Source organism: Sphingobium sp. LB126 (assembly GCF_002795205.1).
Classification (GTDB): domain Bacteria; phylum Pseudomonadota; class Alphaproteobacteria; order Sphingomonadales; family Sphingomonadaceae; genus Sphingobium; species Sphingobium chungbukense.
In genome coordinates this window covers 119683-133821 of record NZ_NETV01000003.1, presented here as the reverse complement: position 1 = coordinate 133821, position 14139 = coordinate 119683, and the positions used below count along the sequence as shown (strand labels likewise).

General features: G+C 63.6%; 16 protein-coding genes and 3 pseudogenes. 7 read left to right on the top strand and 12 right to left on the bottom strand.

The genetic code is table 11. The annotated features are described in order from the left end of the window. Positions 1–51: 51 nt before the first annotated feature. The 3 genes from CAF53_RS22150 to CAF53_RS27630 all read left to right on the top strand — a co-directional run bounded on the left by CAF53_RS22150 (position 52) and on the right by CAF53_RS27630 (position 3395). On the top strand, positions 52–2325 hold the full coding sequence (locus tag CAF53_RS22150) for a TonB-dependent receptor (protein ID WP_235589629.1): 2274 nt from the start codon (positions 52–54) through the stop codon (positions 2323–2325). A 167-nt stretch (positions 2326–2492) separates the two neighbouring features. Then, positions 2493–2705 (top strand): hypothetical protein, encoded by a 213-nt coding sequence (locus CAF53_RS22145; protein ID WP_020818524.1) that lies wholly within the window; start codon positions 2493–2495, stop codon positions 2703–2705. 426 nt (positions 2706–3131) lie between these two features. Beyond that, a complete protein-coding gene (locus CAF53_RS27630) occupies positions 3132–3395 on the top strand; it encodes a hypothetical protein (protein WP_197672745.1) in 264 nt (87 codons plus the stop codon). 10 nt (positions 3396–3405) lie between these two features. Here CAF53_RS27630 and CAF53_RS22135 read toward each other — a convergent pair. The 10 genes and pseudogenes from CAF53_RS22135 to CAF53_RS22090 all read right to left on the bottom strand — a co-directional run bounded on the left by CAF53_RS22135 (position 3406) and on the right by CAF53_RS22090 (position 8712). Continuing rightward, positions 3406–4379 (bottom strand): annotated as a pseudogene (locus CAF53_RS22135) (tyrosine-type recombinase/integrase). Then, positions 4376–4636, bottom strand: coding sequence for a hypothetical protein (locus CAF53_RS22130; protein WP_020818521.1), 261 nt, complete (start codon positions 4634–4636; stop codon positions 4376–4378). The pseudogene CAF53_RS22135 and the gene CAF53_RS22130 overlap by 4 nt, the downstream one beginning before the upstream one ends. Further along, positions 4633–5004, bottom strand: a complete 372-nt coding sequence (locus tag CAF53_RS22125) for a hypothetical protein (protein ID WP_020818520.1) — start codon at positions 5002–5004, stop codon at positions 4633–4635. Before CAF53_RS22125 ends, CAF53_RS22130 begins: the two co-directional genes overlap by 4 nt. 37 nt (positions 5005–5041) lie before the next feature. Continuing rightward, a complete protein-coding gene (locus tag CAF53_RS22120; RefSeq protein WP_020818519.1) occupies positions 5042–5410 on the bottom strand; it encodes a hypothetical protein in 369 nt (122 codons plus the stop codon). Then, positions 5407–5589 (bottom strand): hypothetical protein, encoded by a 183-nt coding sequence (locus CAF53_RS28350; protein ID WP_020818518.1) that lies wholly within the window; start codon positions 5587–5589, stop codon positions 5407–5409. The genes CAF53_RS22120 and CAF53_RS28350 overlap by 4 nt, the downstream gene beginning before the upstream one ends. 31 nt (positions 5590–5620) lie before the next feature. After that, complete coding sequence (locus tag CAF53_RS22110; RefSeq protein ID WP_020818517.1) at positions 5621–5902, bottom strand: type II toxin-antitoxin system YafQ family toxin; 282 nt, start codon at positions 5900–5902, stop codon at positions 5621–5623. Next, a complete protein-coding gene (locus tag CAF53_RS22105; protein WP_021224639.1) occupies positions 5889–6152 on the bottom strand; it encodes a type II toxin-antitoxin system RelB/DinJ family antitoxin in 264 nt (87 codons plus the stop codon). The genes CAF53_RS22110 and CAF53_RS22105 overlap by 14 nt, the downstream gene beginning before the upstream one ends. A 124-nt stretch (positions 6153–6276) precedes the next feature. Continuing rightward, positions 6277–6507 (bottom strand): annotated as a pseudogene (locus CAF53_RS29245) (CopG family ribbon-helix-helix protein); the annotation flags it as partial. Positions 6508–6791: 284 nt separating this feature from the next. Beyond that, positions 6792–7316 carry a hypothetical protein gene (locus CAF53_RS22095; RefSeq protein ID WP_037485683.1) on the bottom strand — a complete coding sequence of 175 codons (525 nt, stop codon included), beginning with the start codon at positions 7314–7316 and terminating at the stop codon, positions 6792–6794. A gap of 100 nt (positions 7317–7416) precedes the next feature. Continuing rightward, positions 7417–8712, bottom strand: a complete 1296-nt coding sequence (locus tag CAF53_RS22090; RefSeq protein WP_020818513.1) for a hypothetical protein — start codon at positions 8710–8712, stop codon at positions 7417–7419. Between the two features lie 110 nt (positions 8713–8822). Here CAF53_RS22090 and CAF53_RS22085 point away from each other — a divergent pair, with 110 nt between their 5' ends. Beyond that, positions 8823–9776 (top strand): transglycosylase SLT domain-containing protein, encoded by a 954-nt coding sequence (locus CAF53_RS22085; RefSeq protein ID WP_021223069.1) that lies wholly within the window; start codon positions 8823–8825, stop codon positions 9774–9776. 40 nt (positions 9777–9816) lie between these two features. Here CAF53_RS22085 and CAF53_RS22080 read toward each other — a convergent pair whose 3' ends face one another. Both CAF53_RS22080 and CAF53_RS22075 read right to left on the bottom strand, forming a co-directional pair. Next, positions 9817–10311, bottom strand: a complete 495-nt coding sequence (locus tag CAF53_RS22080) for a hypothetical protein (protein ID WP_020818511.1) — start codon at positions 10309–10311, stop codon at positions 9817–9819. 167 nt (positions 10312–10478) lie between these two features. Next, positions 10479–10928 carry a hypothetical protein gene (locus tag CAF53_RS22075; RefSeq protein ID WP_020818510.1) on the bottom strand — a complete coding sequence of 150 codons (450 nt, stop codon included), beginning with the start codon at positions 10926–10928 and terminating at the stop codon, positions 10479–10481. Between the two features lie 536 nt (positions 10929–11464). Here CAF53_RS22075 and istA point away from each other — a divergent pair. The 3 genes and pseudogenes from istA to CAF53_RS28340 all read left to right on the top strand — a co-directional run. After that, positions 11465–12988: an IS21 family transposase gene (gene istA / locus CAF53_RS22070; protein ID WP_100236964.1), complete on the top strand. Its 1524-nt coding sequence runs from the start codon at positions 11465–11467 to the stop codon at positions 12986–12988. Then, positions 12978–13760, top strand: a complete 783-nt coding sequence (gene istB, locus CAF53_RS22065; RefSeq protein ID WP_100236963.1) for an IS21-like element helper ATPase IstB — start codon at positions 12978–12980, stop codon at positions 13758–13760. Before istA ends, istB begins: the two co-directional genes overlap by 11 nt. Before the next feature lie 81 nt (positions 13761–13841). Then, positions 13842–14054, top strand: a pseudogene (locus CAF53_RS28340) (conjugal transfer protein TraN); the annotation flags it as partial. Positions 14055–14139: the final 85 nt, after the last annotated feature.

Sequence of the window (14139 nt, the reverse complement as noted above, 5' to 3'; positions counted from 1 at the left end):
AGCGGGCGACGCCTTTATCTACTGGCGAAGGATTTGCTTTGGGGGGCCATCGTGGTGCGTTGTTTGTTGTGGGGAGTGGTGGGTCTGGCCGCTCTGTCTTGGAGTGGCTTTGCGCGTGCGCAGGAGCGCCATGTCGGCACCTACTCCGAAATCATCGTGACAGGGGAGAAAGCACGGAGATCCCTGCAGGACACGCCCAGCAGCGTGGCCGTGACCACCGCTCGGCGCATCGAGGAGGAGAATCTGTTATCACTCCAGGAGGTGTACGCGCGCACGGCGAATGTGACGGAGACGTTCAGCGCCGGCGGGTTCACTATCCGAGGCATCGCCGACCGCGGGATCATGGGCGGCGAGGGGGCAGCTCTCGCCACGATATTTGTCGATGGAGCTGCCGTGCCGGCCGCCATGGTTCATGCGTCGCCGGCGGATATGTGGGACGTCCGCCAGGTCGAGATTATGCGAGGCCCACAGTCGACCTTGCTAGGGCTGAACGCCCTGGCCGGGGCGGTCATCATGCGGACAGCCGAACCGACAATGGAATGGGAGCTGCGCGCTCGCGCCATGATAACGGACGCCGATGAGACGCAGTTCGCCGCCGCGCTGGGCGGTCCGATCGTATCCGGAGAGCTCGCATTCCGCGTCAGCGTGGAAAAGCGAGACGCCGACGGATTTACCTGGAATCCGACACGGCGCGCGCACGAGAATCCTCTTGATACGACCCAGGTCCGAGCAAAGCTCTTGTGGACGCCGACGGCCGTTCCGGGCTTCGAGGCGCGGTTCGGCTACACGCGCTATGACCGCTACAGCGGCTATTCGTTCAGCTTCACCGATACGTCTGTGCCCGACTTTTTCGACCGTCGGTGGAACTTCTCCGACAGTCCTAACGACAGTGAGGCGAGCACCGATATCGCGACCGCGGATCTGCGCTTCGATTTGGGCGCAGGTCTCTCCCTGACGGCGATCACGGCCTTCAATGAGATTAGCGAGTTCAATCGCTCCGACAACGACATGACGGCCGCCGATGGGGGCGCCTACGACCAGCAGAATCGCTATCGGACGTTCTCCCAGGAACTCCGGCTGAACTATGAGGGGGATCGCCTCAGCGGATTGATGGGGGCATTCTTCTACGATCGAAGGAACCGAAGCGCGACGGCGAGCGATGACAGCGTTCCGACGCCGGTCGACACGATAAGCGCATTGCTGCGAAGCAGTGGCATCGACGCGCCGACTGCGCAGTTGGTTGCCGGACTCTACAGCCGGGCGCTGGCAGCGATTCCGGTCGATTTCTCAGCGGATGCCTCTGGTCACGTGCGATCTTATGCCCTGTTCGGCGATGTTCAATTCAGGCTGACCGAGAGGCTCATGTTCACCGTGGGGTTTCGCTACGACCACGAAACGAACAGCTTGGGCATCGATCAGACCGCGCGGTTCGCGGGGGCCTATCCTGATCCGAGGGCTTTCGGCTCCACCGGGTCGCCGCTGTACCGCGCGGTGGTTGCAATCAACCAGGGCGTTGCCGGCATCGTAGCCCAAGCGAGCGGTTCGGCCGCCGCTACCGATCGGACCTTCGATGCGTTCTTGCCGAAGGCGGGGATCCAAATGGCCTGGACGCCGAACCTCAAGACTGGTTTCACGGTCCAACGAGGCTATCGGTCAGGCGGCTCGAGCGGCAATATCGCGCGTTCGGCGACCTTTTCCTACGATCCTGAATTCACCTGGAACTACGAGCTGTCGCTGCGTTCCGCGTGGCTCGATGGGCGGCTGACATTGAATGCCAACGCCTTCTATGTCGACTGGAAGGATCAGCAGGTTTCAGCGAACTTCGGCATGAGCATATACGACACGCATATCGTCAATGCCGGCTCGTCCCATCTCTATGGGTTCGAGATCGAGGCGACGCACAGCCCCAGCGGCGCTTTCGACTGGTACGCCTCGGTGGGCTACTCGCGCACGAGGTTCGATGAATTTGCCACGACGGTCGGCAGCGTGACGGACTATGACGGCCTTGAATTCGCTCATGCTCCGCGCTGGACGCTCGCCGGCGGCGTCAACATTCGTCCCGTCGATCGAGTGGCCATTAACTTGAACGCCAGCCATCGTTCAGCGGTTTTTACCGAGGTTCGCCTACCACAAAGCGCATCGCGGGCCAGCGGACGCACGCTGGTGAACGCGCGGGTCGCCTATGAGACAGGGCACTGGACGATGTCCGCTTTTGCCAGCAACCTTTTCGACGATCGATATTATCACTATCGCCTCGACGGGCTACCGCGTGCGGTCCTTGGAAACCCGCGCGTGCTGGGGATCGCGCTCGAGGCGCGGTGGTGATTTTGCGGCATGAGTAATGCCATAGATCGACAACCGGTCGTGGTACACGGCAGACGTACCGTTTGCTCTAGGCCGAACATCTGGATCCCCGCGCGCTGCCTCATCATCCCCTGCGCTCTGACGGCGGAATCGACGTTCAGCGCCTCGATGCTGACGGGGCCGGACATGTGCAGATAAGGCTTTACGCGAGCGGCGCGGGCAGCGTTGATCTGCTGCGCCGCCAGTTCCGGCTTCCAAACGGTCTTATTGCCAACGGAGTGGCCGAAATACGTCCCCTTGCCATCAAGGAGGTTTTCATAGCTCTGCGCGTGGCGAAGCTGTCTGACGTCGCGCGCCTCAAGCCTTGCGGTAACTTCCTCAGCGGTGAAGCGTCCATTTGATGCCTTGACCGATAATTCAATCTGGGCGGCGCGATTTTATATAGGGCATCGCGCTGGTAGCTGCACCGATCGTCGTCACTTCAAGGCCCCCGGCGAAAATAGTCTACCCGTGAACAATGCGACCGCGCGGGGCGATACTTAAGGTCCGGTCTCTCGCCGGCTCAAATCCCACGCCGTTTCACCTGAAATTAACCATGTCCTGCAATCGTCCGCGATTGGCTTGGCGGAAAGGGCGTTCTCGTGCGAATTGAAACAGCGAACAACTATCTGGCCGCGAGTCAGCGTCCATCATCGGCCGATCGCACCAGCTCGTCCTCATTCTCGGCGGCTCTCTCCACCGCGCCGGCAAGCACCGCTCAAACCGGGCCAGGCAGCGCCGCGCCGCCTGATTTCACCAGCATGACGCGCCAGGAGCTGTTCGACTGGATGAACGGCAAGATCAAAAGAGGCGAAATGTCGCTGGATGACAGCTCGGCGTTTCTCGGAATGACGGTGAAGATACCCGTTGGGACAGGGCAGGGCGCACCGATCGCGCTCGATGATTGGGAACGGGTCAACTTCGTGCAGCTCGCGCGGGACGGCATTGCAGGCGCCCAATCCCGAAACGACGCCATGACCCTGGCGATGCTACAGAGCGCCATGCAGATGATGCAAGGCGACCACGGCGCGAATATCAGCCGCCACGCCTGATCCTGCCGGCTCAAATCAACACCCGCTCCACTTCGTCCAGCGTCACGTCATCGGATCGCCGGTGGTAGAGCTGCGTCGTGCGGGTGGAGCTGTGGTTCGCCATAGTCGCGGCCGTCTCCAAGGTGCCGCCGTTCTTCAAATAGGTCGTGATGCCGGTCGCGCGGAACGAGTGGTTGCCGATCGCGGTGCCGATGCCCGCCGCGGTCGCGCGGCGGCGCACCATCAAGAAAGCATTGGCTTGGGCGAGGGGGGCATCGCTTAGGCGCTTAGTGCCGCGCGCGATCGTGCGGAACAGCGGCCCCCTGGCGCGCTCGCGCAAGCCGCAGCCGTCGATATAGGCGAGCAGATATTCCTCAAGGTTGTGGTGGCACGGCATTTCGTGCCGCTTGCCGCCCTTTTCGTGCAGGCGGACCCATAGGCGGCGGTTCTGGACGAAAGCATCGTCAACGGTCATGGCGACGGCCGCGCCGATCCGCGCGAAGCTATAGACCATGAGGCCGATAAGCGCGCGGTCGCGCAAGCCGGCATGGGTGGCAACGTCTATGGTGTCGAGTATCTGGCGCGCCTCGTCGGGGGCGAGAACGGGCGTCTTGCCGCGCCGCGCGCTGTGCGCCGGCCCGCGCACCGACGCGGCGGGGTTCACCGGCACGGCCTGGCCTGTCACCAGCCAGTCGAACAGGCGGCGCACGCCGGCGAGCTGCTGCTTGACGCTGGGCGGGGCCAGCTCGCCGCCTAGCGCCTCGATCCAGTCCGCGAAGTGGAGCGGCTGCACCTGGGCGAGCGAGGCGACACCGCGCGCCTCACACCAGGCCAGGAACTCGCCCGCCGCGCGCATATAGGCGCGGCGCGTGTGGGGATTGCGGATCGCAACGGCGAAGAACTCAAGGAATCGAAGCTGCGCGCGCTCGTCGGCCGCCGCGATCAACGCCGGCAGCGCCAGCGCAGCGACGATGCAGGCGAGGCCAGGGGGGCGAGCTGATTCATCGCGCGCGCTCCTGGCGGGCCGCGTCGATCGCCCGCTCGATCGCGCCGCGCGCCATCGGACTGTTCGACCAGCAGCTTGCGCCCAGCATCGCCGCGATGCGCCGGCACACCTCGTCCGCGCCCTGGCACGCCAGGGCTTCCATGCTGGCGATGCCAAGCGTTTCCAGGCGCTCAAGAACCGTGGGGCCGACGCCTTTCACGGCCAGCAGCACGGCGCGGTCCTCGGCGCTGAACCGGGCAGGGGAGGGCGCGGTCATTGCGCCGCCCTCTGCCACCGCGCCGGTTCGGGACGCGGCTTGGCGATCCATTGCTCTATTTTGGCGCAGACTTCTTCGTGCGGAATCCCCGGCCGCGGATCATCTATCGCGGCCTGAATACGACGCCGCAGCAACTCGTCGCGTAGATCGCCGTGCGGCTCCATTTCGATGAAGTTCTGGACGGTCAGGAACACCGCCTCGGAAGGATCGGCAAACCTGCCCCGTTCGATCTGCTCCAACAGCCAGTCGGCCTGATCTTTGGTAAGATACGCCTCGAAGCGCAAGCCCCCGGCGCGGGCCTGGTCGCGCAGCGCCGCCGCTTGGGCGCGCTCGGCCGCGTTGTCGTCCAGAAGCTCGTCGTCGGTCATATCGCCTCCCATTGATGGCGGTGGATCTCCGGCACGTTTAAACGGCCTCGGCCGGGTCGCCACGATAGCGCACCCAAAGGTCGCCCATCGCGTCGCGGTAGCCCCAGGCATCGGCGTAGGTCGTCGACTCCTGCGCCAGATAGGCCATGATCGTAAGCATATCCTCGGCAATAACGGCATCGACGTTGCACAAGTGGATGATCGGGAAATGCCCGCACTCGTCGCCGTTCCACCAGGCCAGGAGAAAATCCGCGACCTTCCATGATGCGCCGGTCTCGGCCGCGCGCGTCGGCGGCATGGCGATGGCGAGCAAGCGGCCGATCGCCGCGCCGGCCTCATCGAAGCTGACGTGCAGAATGACTGGGCGGCGCTGCGGGGGTGTCGTGGCCGAAGTGCCGGGGATCATTTCGGTAACCCGTTTTCGTCGTAGAGCAATTCGGCATGGTCAACATAGGGACGCTTCACATGCGCCGCGGCGCGGTCGGCGATAGTCAGCAGCTCGGCGCTGCGCCCACGCCGGGATGGCCTCATGCCAGCCATGAACGCTTCGTCCATCGGCGGATTGTCGGGTAGTTCATCGGTCATAGGGCCTCCATATCGGCGGCAAGCCATCTGCCTACAGATCGAGCTGCGAATGGGAGCCGAGACGGGCGAGGATCAGCCGGTCATCGTCAATGAGCCGGTAGATCAACACCAGGTCGGGCTTTACATGGCAGTCCCGATAGTCCTTCCAGTTGCCGGTCAAGGCATGATCCCGGTGCCGCGCTTCCAGCGGCGCATCCGTAGCCAGCGCCTCGATAATCCGCCGCAAATCGGTATCCAGCACATTGCGGCGCGGCCCTTTCGCCTCGCGCTTGAAGTCCCGGCGAAACGCCGTGGTGCGCTCAATCGTCCGCATGAAGATCGGCGAACAGCGCATCCACGGACGCAAACCGCTCGAGGCCGCCGCGCTCGACCTCGGCGAAGGCGGCCAGCGTTTCCGCGTTGGGCTGGAACAGCGCCGCCGGAATCTCCTTGTCCTGCGCGATCCGGGTCATCAACACGCGCACCACGTCGCTGACCGTCAGGCCCGAAGCCCGAATAACCTGACTGGCCGCATCCTGAATGTCGCCAGGAACGCGAGCCTGCACCATACGGCTTGCCGCCATGATAAACTCCTGCATCTGAAATCTGTATTTCAGTGTAATACACTTTGGGTGAAATTGCTAGAGGTGAATCCGGTTGCTGCATCGCACCCTGACATTGAGAGGCGTCCTCGCCGGCTTCGAGCTTCGCCAACCAGGCATCGGCTTCCTCAAGCGTCAGATGCAGGCCCGTCTGCTGATATTCGTCCCACACCCGTATGGCGTCCTGGCGGAATGCCTCGCGCTTTTCCTCACGTTCGACATACTGTGCGATGGCTTCGCGCATGATCCAATGCGAGCTGCGTCGACGCACTTCGGCCAGGTGCTGGACGCGCCCCTTAAGGGCGTCATCGAGTATGATTGATGTTGGCGCCACCATAGCGCGACCTCCGTAGCACCAGGCATACCTTGCGCTAAGCTACCTTATCTGGGCTGCGCCGACCAATTCTAGCGTCGACCGCGACGGCGAGTTCGATGTGTCCGCGTCAGTCTGGCTATGTCCGCTGTCAGGCTTCGTCAGGATGTTAGGGCCGGGGATTTCGGATGCTTTTCGGACCACATTCCCAGAAGGCGAGCACGTTTGCGGAATTCGTGCCCACCGAGGGTGATAGCTTTGCGCCACTCTCCGCGCCCCTTCCCTAAGCTGCCGACGCCCGCCAACCCTCAAGGTGCAGCTCGCAAGGGCAGAGGCGTTCTGCGCCAGATCACATAGCCGAATATTTCGCGCCGGTGGGCGCGCAGCTTGGGCCAAGGCCATCTCGTCTCGTGCCACCAGGCAATTCCGTGGCGATGGTCGTGCGCCTCGAGCCAGTCGCGGATCGCGGCGGGCGGCTCCGGCAGCTCCTGACCAGATTTCTCTTCGATGCGGTAGGACAGGAAAAAGGCGAGCCAGATGGCTATGGCCGCAACAGGAGCCGCGGTCCAAAGCGGAACCTCTAGGATGAAGCCCAAATAGGGCGCGAGCGCGGTCGGCTCGAGCCATAGCATCCCATGAAACACGGCGATCGTTTCAGCGATCAGCATGAGCAGCATGCCGAGGTGCCGCACGAGCTGTCCGTGGTTGCCGGGCCGGCATCGGGCACGCTGATAGGCGATGATGGTGGCATCGATCTGGCGGGCGCCGTCGCCAGGATCGTCGGGATTGAGGTGAGCGGCGAGCGCCGCATAATCGGCGGACCGGTCCTGCACAGCGTTATCCTCCAGACAGAATGCCATGAACGGGCGATGAGAAAGCGGCAGGCGCCATCGGTCCGAGGCCGCTCTCTCGAAACGGAACGAGAGGGGCCGGTCACAAGCCGAACGCCTTCCGCACGAGCGGCGCGATCCGCGCCTCTTCCACGTCGTCCGGAGAGACGCACAGAACCGGGGCGATCTGCTGCATGCGGGGGTGGGTCACGGCTTTCGCGGCGAGATAGGTTTCATCGGTGGATCCCATTGCCTCGACGATGATCTCCCGCGTTTCGCCGGTGCTGCGCGAGCGCGCTTCCAACAGAAAATCCGGGCGGCATGATCCGATTGGCGTGAGCGTGTCGAACACGGGCTTTTCGAGGAGAAGGTCGAGCCCTGCGCGATCGAAGGACCAGCGCAGCCGCAGCAGGTCACGCAGCACCGCGCGCTCGAACTCGGAATCGACAGGGATGAAGCGCTTTCCCGAGTAGATCGGCTGGGCATAGCCGCGAAGCGGCGCATAGCCATGCGCTTCGGGATATTGGCCCGCCACGACGATCGTCAGATAGGGGCCCTTGATCGTGTTCCCGCGGATCGAGGGGGACTGGACGCGGTTCGCCAGCACGACAGGATCGCTCCCGGCGACATGGATCGTCGAACCTTCGAACTTCTGCGTGAAGAGCGCGAGGAAGCCCTGGGGCGCATGCCCGGGCGGCCAGACTCGGGAGAGCTCGCGCAAGCGGGCATAGATGCGCTTGCTGTGGAGCGCCTGTGCATGCGTCCAGAGGGCACGGCCGAGCTCGATGCCCGGTGCGATTTCGACGCGCTGCGCCGCGATGGCCAGCGTCTTGAACTCGTCGCTGATCGAATGTTCCGGGTTCTCGTCGGAGAGGCAGAGCGTACGATTGAGACCGGAGAGGTTGATAAGACGCCAGAGCAATCGGGCGAGCCTTGGCACCGAGGCCTGGCGCGTTCTGTCGTCGCTGCTTTCCTCTTCGGGACGCTGCGCCAGCTTCTCGGGCGCCGGGCGCAGCACCTCGAAATAGCCGGTCGGCGGATCGGCCGGGCTCTCCTGCGTTCGCACTTCGCTCAGCCGGTTGGTGGCCTGATCGCGGAAGAACGGGCAGTCCGCCCTGTGTTCGGGACGGTTAACGCTGGTGAGACGGCGCAGATAGTAGGTTTCTGCTTCCGACAGGAACGCCGGCGTCAGGATCGGGGGCGGAGCGTCGGCCGACAAACAGTCGCAGGCGATCCACCTCTCGCCGATGCGCGCCTGCTGGACAAGCATGATCCCCGCTTCCTCGTCGGCGCGCGAACCCTGTCCGACATACCAGCGGACGAGAGCCTCTCGGACGGGCGCGGGAAGCGCAATTCTCCCTGCGCGGGTCCCGTCCGTATTGCGCGGGATCAGCCACATCGGCGCCTCCTGATCTTGATTTTTGAGGCTGACACTGCTCGGGCACGCGGATTGACAACCCGGCGGCCGCTGATCTTCCCTTGGCCTGTTTCGGTAGCAGGGAGGGTGCAATGAGGGCGTTGGGGATCGGTTTCGGCATTGTGGCGCTGGTCGTGTCGGGGGGCGCGGCAGCCCAGGGGAAAGAGGCCAAGCCCGCGCGCAGAGTGCAGCTCATCACGATGACCGCGCCCGGGCCGGAGAGCCGGCCGGATGCAGCCGCCGAACCCCCGAGCGTGCCCAACCCGGTGTCGACCGGTGCCCGTCCGCCGGACTTTCGGGTGCATGACCTCAGCCGCCGGTGGGTGGAATTCCAGATGGCGAACAGCTTCACGAACAGCGGCGTTGCGCTCGAGCAGGCAGCAAGCGGAAGCGCCGGGAGTGAAGGCTCGGCCGCCTCCGCCGAATGGTTGCCGCCGGCGCCTGCCATCCCCGTTCCTGCGTGGATGCGCGGCGGCGCGAGCTTCGATTTCGCGGCCAATCGCTTCGAGCCAGGCTGCGGCGTCCTTCCCTATCGGCCGACAGGATTCTTGAGGGCGGACGCTGAGAGCAGGCGCGCCAGCTATTATCAGCTGATGAGCGGGATCGCGTGCGAATACGGCATTCCGGTCGGGTTGTTCGATGCGATGATCATTCGCGAAAGCCGCTATCGCACCGATGCGCTGTCGCCCAAGAACGCCTTCGGCCTGACCCAGCTGATGCCCGGGACGGCTGCCTCGCTGGGAGTGAACCGCTATAGCGTCGAGGATAATCTGCGCGGCGGAGCGAGATATCTTCGCCAGCAACTCGACAGGTTCGGCCATTATCATCTGGCGCTTGCCGCATACAATGCCGGGCCTGGCCGCGTCCGTGGCGGGCTCGTGCCGCGCATCGCCGAGACGCAGGCCTATGTCGACAATGTCCTCATGAACTGGGCGCGCTTGAGCGGCGTCTACCGGCAAGCAACCGTGCTGCCGCGCCAGACCGCAAGCGTCTTCCCGCCTCGGTCGGTGCCGCCCGCGCGCGTCGCGAGCGTCTCGCTCTTCTAGGAGCGCGGCGGGGAAGGGCCCGGCGCCGAATCCGGTCGGGCTAGATCCGGAAGTCATCGCTCTCGGCCAGGCGTGCACGGCGGGCCAGCTTGGCGCTCACCTCGTCCAGCAGTTTCCGGACGACGGCTCGCCTGACCGGCACCGCCCATTCCGGGCGGACTTCCGAGCCATCGATGCCTTCGAGTTCTTCGAGCAGAACGATCAGGCCTTCCGGCATGTCGACGAATGCGTCGCAGATCATTGTGAAGAGCACGTCATGGCGCTCGATCAGGGGCTGCGGGATCGTCCCGCTTGCCTTGATGCGCACATAGGCCGCGACGATGTCGGTTCCGAGCGCGTGCAGGATGATCTGAAGCTCGTCCACAGTCATGGGCGACCGCTTCGTGGGGTCGCTGTGCAGCAGCAGTCCCAGGCGCGTCTTGCTGATGCCGGTGAGGGCGGCGAGCTTGCGTTGCGGGATGTCCTTTCGGTCCATCATGCACCGAATGAGCGGTACGAAATCGCGCAGGATCGTTTCGTCATCCGGCTCGAGCACGAACTATGATCCAGCTGTGGCGCGAGACGACATTAGCCCCCGAACCTCCCCGTTAGGGGACAAGGCAAACACGGTGAATCCCGCTTTGCAAGCGTCGTTGGAGCCAGAGTGAGCGCAATATTCCAGCGCAGATACCGCGATATAGCTCGCGAAGATCGGGCGATTTCCTAGTTTAGCCGCGTGCTCGTGCGCCCCGGTTCGCCCCCGTCAAGGCGCTGCTCAAGCGACAACCGGTCCAGTATCTGCGAGGTCTTGAGCTCGACGACATAGTCGAACAGCAGCGCCGAAAGCGCGTCGCCGATCGTCAGTGTGGTGTCGAGGCGGCGGCCGAGAGCCTGCCGCATTTCCTCAAGCGCCTGGGCATTCGCATCAGAGAGCGGAAGCCGGATTTTCACGTCGCCATGGGTCGGAATCGCCGCGAAATGCTCGCGCATCGTGCGCACTTCATGCCTGCCCGCGGCACCCGGTTCGGCGAGCCGCGCCGCGACCAGCGATACGAGCGTCTGATGCTCGTTCGTCTCATTGGAGAATAGGCGCAGGCACTCGGTGGTCAGCCGAAAGAGATATCCGGAGACATCGAGCACAAAGCCTTCGTGTTCGGCGGCCGTCGTCCCCACGTCGAGATGAATCCTTCTTCCTGAAAGGCAGCATGGCGCTGACTACTGCGACGGAGCCTGGAGTCTCGATGGTTAATATCTGCTGAGTCGTAGCCCCGAGTCTACCGGGACGCCACCAGCGCCGCAATTTCCGGGGCAAGTTGTCCCGCATTCCGGGCCAGTCTGCCCCGTAATCCGGGGCGCCATGCCCCGAATGAGCGGGCAGGCCGCCCGGCGTTCGGGGCAGGGCCTCGATCGGCGAAAGATTCTTCCCCCGTCACCCCGGCTGCCCGTGACGACCCGGCCGCGGGTTGGTCAGCTTTCCCTGGGCGCGGTTCTCGTCGCGTCTCCAATTGAAGGGAACCCAACATGCAGTCAGTCCTGAAAGAGACCGGGCGCGCAGAGTTGGCGATCGTCGTGATCGCCGCCCTCCTGTTCGCCTCCTTGTTGATTACCGTTGAGAAGTGACCCGGGAAGGGCCGATATTTCCACTGAGAAGTGACCCATGTTGAACTCACCCCTGGCATTGACGAGCGAGGGGTCATGGAGTGTTGGACATGGCGTTATTGAGCGTTATCCGGCGCTGGCATTTCCGCGATCATCTTTCGATCCGCGAGATTGCGCGGCGTACCGGGCTGTCACGTAATACGATCCGTAAATATCTACGTTCGGACACGATCGAGCCGCGGTTCAAGGTGCCCGATCGGCCGAGCAAACTGGACCCGTTCGCGGAGCGGCTGTCAGCCTGGCTGAGACGGGAGATGGGTCGGACCCGCAAGCAGAAGCGGACGATGAAGCAGCTGCATGCTGATCTGGTCAGCCTGGGCTATGACGGCTCCTACAATCGGGTGGCGGCCTTTGCCCGGGACTGGCGCGATGATTATCGTCGTGAGCAACAGATGAGCGGGCGCGGGACATTCGTGCCGCTGTCCTTCGCACCGGGGGAAGCATTCCAGTTCGATTGGAGCGAGGACTGGGCGATCATCGGCGGCGTGCGCACCAAGCTGCAGGTGGCGCACTTCAAGCTCAGCTACAGCCGGGCCTTCCTCGTGCGGGCCTATTTGCTCCAGACCCACGAGATGCTGTTCGATGCCCATAATCACGCATTCCGCGTGCTGGGCGGCGTTCCGCGCCGTGGGATTTACGACAATATGCGCACCGCCATCGACAAGGTCGGGCGCGGCAAGGAGCGCAACGTCAACAACCGCTTCCTCACCATGGTCAGTCACTATCTGTTCGAGGCCGAGTTCTGTAATCCGGCAGCGGGCTGGGAAAAGGGCCAGGTCGAGAAGAATGTCCAGGATGCCCGTCATCGGCTATGGCAACCCACGCCGCAGGCGGAAAGCCTGGATGCCCTGAACCTGTGGCTGGAGGAGCGCTGCAAGGCGCTGTGGCAGGATATCCCGCACGGGATCGAACCGGGTTCGGTCGCCGATGCCTGGGGCGATGAAGTGGAAAGCCTGATGCCGGTGGGCAGACCGTTCGATGGCTTTGTCGAATATGGCAAACGGGTCTCGCCAACCTGCCTGATCCACCTGGAACGCAACCGTTACAGCGTTCCGGCGTCCTTCGCCAATCGGCCCGTCAGCCTTCGGGTTTATCCCGATCGCTTCCTGGTCGTCGCAGAGGGACAGGTCATATGCGAGCATCAGCGCATCATCGACCGATCCCATGATGGTCCCGGCCACACCGTCTATGACTGGCGTCATTATCTCGCCGTCGTTCAACGCAAGCCCGGCGCCCTGCGCAACGGCGCGCCGTTCCTCGAACTGCCCGATGCCTTCCAGCGGTTGCAACGGCATCTGCTGCGCAACCCCGGCGGCGACAGGGAGATGGTCGAGATCCTGGCGCTGGTCCTCCATCATGACGAGCAGGCGGTGCTGACCGCCGTCGCCATGGCGCTGGATGCAGGCGTTCCGACCAAGACGCACATCCTCAACCTGCTGCACCGGCTGCTTGATGGAAAGCCGCTCTCGACGCCGCCGGTGACGGCGCCACAGGCGTTGAGGCTGGTCAGTGAGCCGATGGCCAATGTCGAACGCTACGATGCCCTGCGCCGGGAGAACCGTCATGCGTCATGATCCCGCCACCGGCGCCCTCGTCGTGATGCTGCGCGGCCTGAAAATGCCCGGCATGGCCCAGGCTGTGACCGACCTCATGCAGCAGGGATCGCCCGCCTTCGAGGCGGCGGTGCCGATCCTCTCCCAGTTGCTGAAAGCCGAAACAGCCGAACGCGAGGTGCGGTCTGTGGCCTATCAGCTCAAGGTCGCGCGGTTCCCCGCCTATCGCGACCTCGCCGGCTTCGACTTTGCCAGCAGCGAGGTGAATGAGGCGCTGGTGCGCCAGTTGCACCGCTGCGACTTCATCGACGTTGCCGACAATATCGTGCTGGTCGGCGGACCGGGCACCGGCAAAACCCATGTCGCCACGGCGCTGGGTGTTCAGGCTATCGAGCATCATCGAAAGCGCGTCCGCTTCTTCTCCACGGTCGAGCTGGTCAATGCCCTGGAACAGGAAAAGGCCCAGGGGCGCGCCGGGCAGATCGCCAACCGGCTCGTCCACTCCGACCTCGTCGTCCTCGACGAGCTAGGCTATCTGCCGTTCAGCGCATCAGGCGGCGCACTGCTCTTCCACCTGCTGAGCAAATTATACGAACGCACCAGCGTCATCATCACCACCAACCTGAGCTTCAGCGAATGGGCCACCGTGTTCGGTGACGCCAAGATGACCACCGCGCTCCTCGATCGGCTCACCCATCACTGCCATATCCTGGAAACCGGCAACGACAGCTTCCGGTTCAAAAACAGCTCGGCCCACCAGGCCAAACCCAGAAAGGAGAAACCTGCACCTTGACCCATCAATGACATCCGAAACATAATATCAGGCGGGTCACTTCTCGGTGGAAATCCCGGGTCACTTCTCAACGGTAATCAACAAATTCAGCTCAGCAAGCCCTGGGGCGCTCCCAAGAAGGAGCAGTGCCTTGGCTTTACGATCGAGGAATTCGCCAGGCTCGACCTTTCCCTCATGGATTTCACCGAGGTCTATGCCGAGTTCGTCGATGCCGCGCGGCTTCCGGACGAAGTCGAGACGATGACCCAGATCCAGCTGAAAATTCAGGGGTACTATGACCTGCACGGCAAATAGCATGGTCAAGGACGCGATGCGCAGCGTTTCGGTGGAATCGACCGGCGCGGCGCCTACGGACGTCTCCGCCGCGGCCGACCTTTCC

Bases quoted from the DNA above. Each gene is read 5' to 3' on its own strand.
- CAF53_RS27630 (WP_197672745.1), top strand. From the start codon at position 3,132: ATGAACGGCAAGATCAAAAGAGGCGAAATGTCGCTGGATGACAGCTCG.
- CAF53_RS22130 (WP_020818521.1), bottom strand. From the start codon at position 4,636: ATGACCGCGCCCTCCCCTGCCCGGTTCAGCGCCGAGGACCGCGCCGTG.
- CAF53_RS22125 (WP_020818520.1), bottom strand. From the start codon at position 5,004: ATGACCGACGACGAGCTTCTGGACGACAACGCGGCCGAGCGCGCCCAA.
- CAF53_RS22120 (WP_020818519.1), bottom strand. From the start codon at position 5,410: ATGATCCCCGGCACTTCGGCCACGACACCCCCGCAGCGCCGCCCAGTC.
- CAF53_RS28350 (WP_020818518.1), bottom strand. From the start codon at position 5,589: ATGACCGATGAACTACCCGACAATCCGCCGATGGACGAAGCGTTCATG.
- CAF53_RS22110 (WP_020818517.1), bottom strand. From the start codon at position 5,902: ATGCGGACGATTGAGCGCACCACGGCGTTTCGCCGGGACTTCAAGCGC.
- CAF53_RS22105 (WP_021224639.1), bottom strand. From the start codon at position 6,152: ATGGCGGCAAGCCGTATGGTGCAGGCTCGCGTTCCTGGCGACATTCAG.
- CAF53_RS22090 (WP_020818513.1), bottom strand. From the start codon at position 8,712: ATGTGGCTGATCCCGCGCAATACGGACGGGACCCGCGCAGGGAGAATT.
- CAF53_RS22085 (WP_021223069.1), top strand. From the start codon at position 8,823: ATGAGGGCGTTGGGGATCGGTTTCGGCATTGTGGCGCTGGTCGTGTCG.
- istA (WP_100236964.1), top strand. From the start codon at position 11,465: ATGGCGTTATTGAGCGTTATCCGGCGCTGGCATTTCCGCGATCATCTT.
- istB (WP_100236963.1), top strand. From the start codon at position 12,978: ATGCGTCATGATCCCGCCACCGGCGCCCTCGTCGTGATGCTGCGCGGC.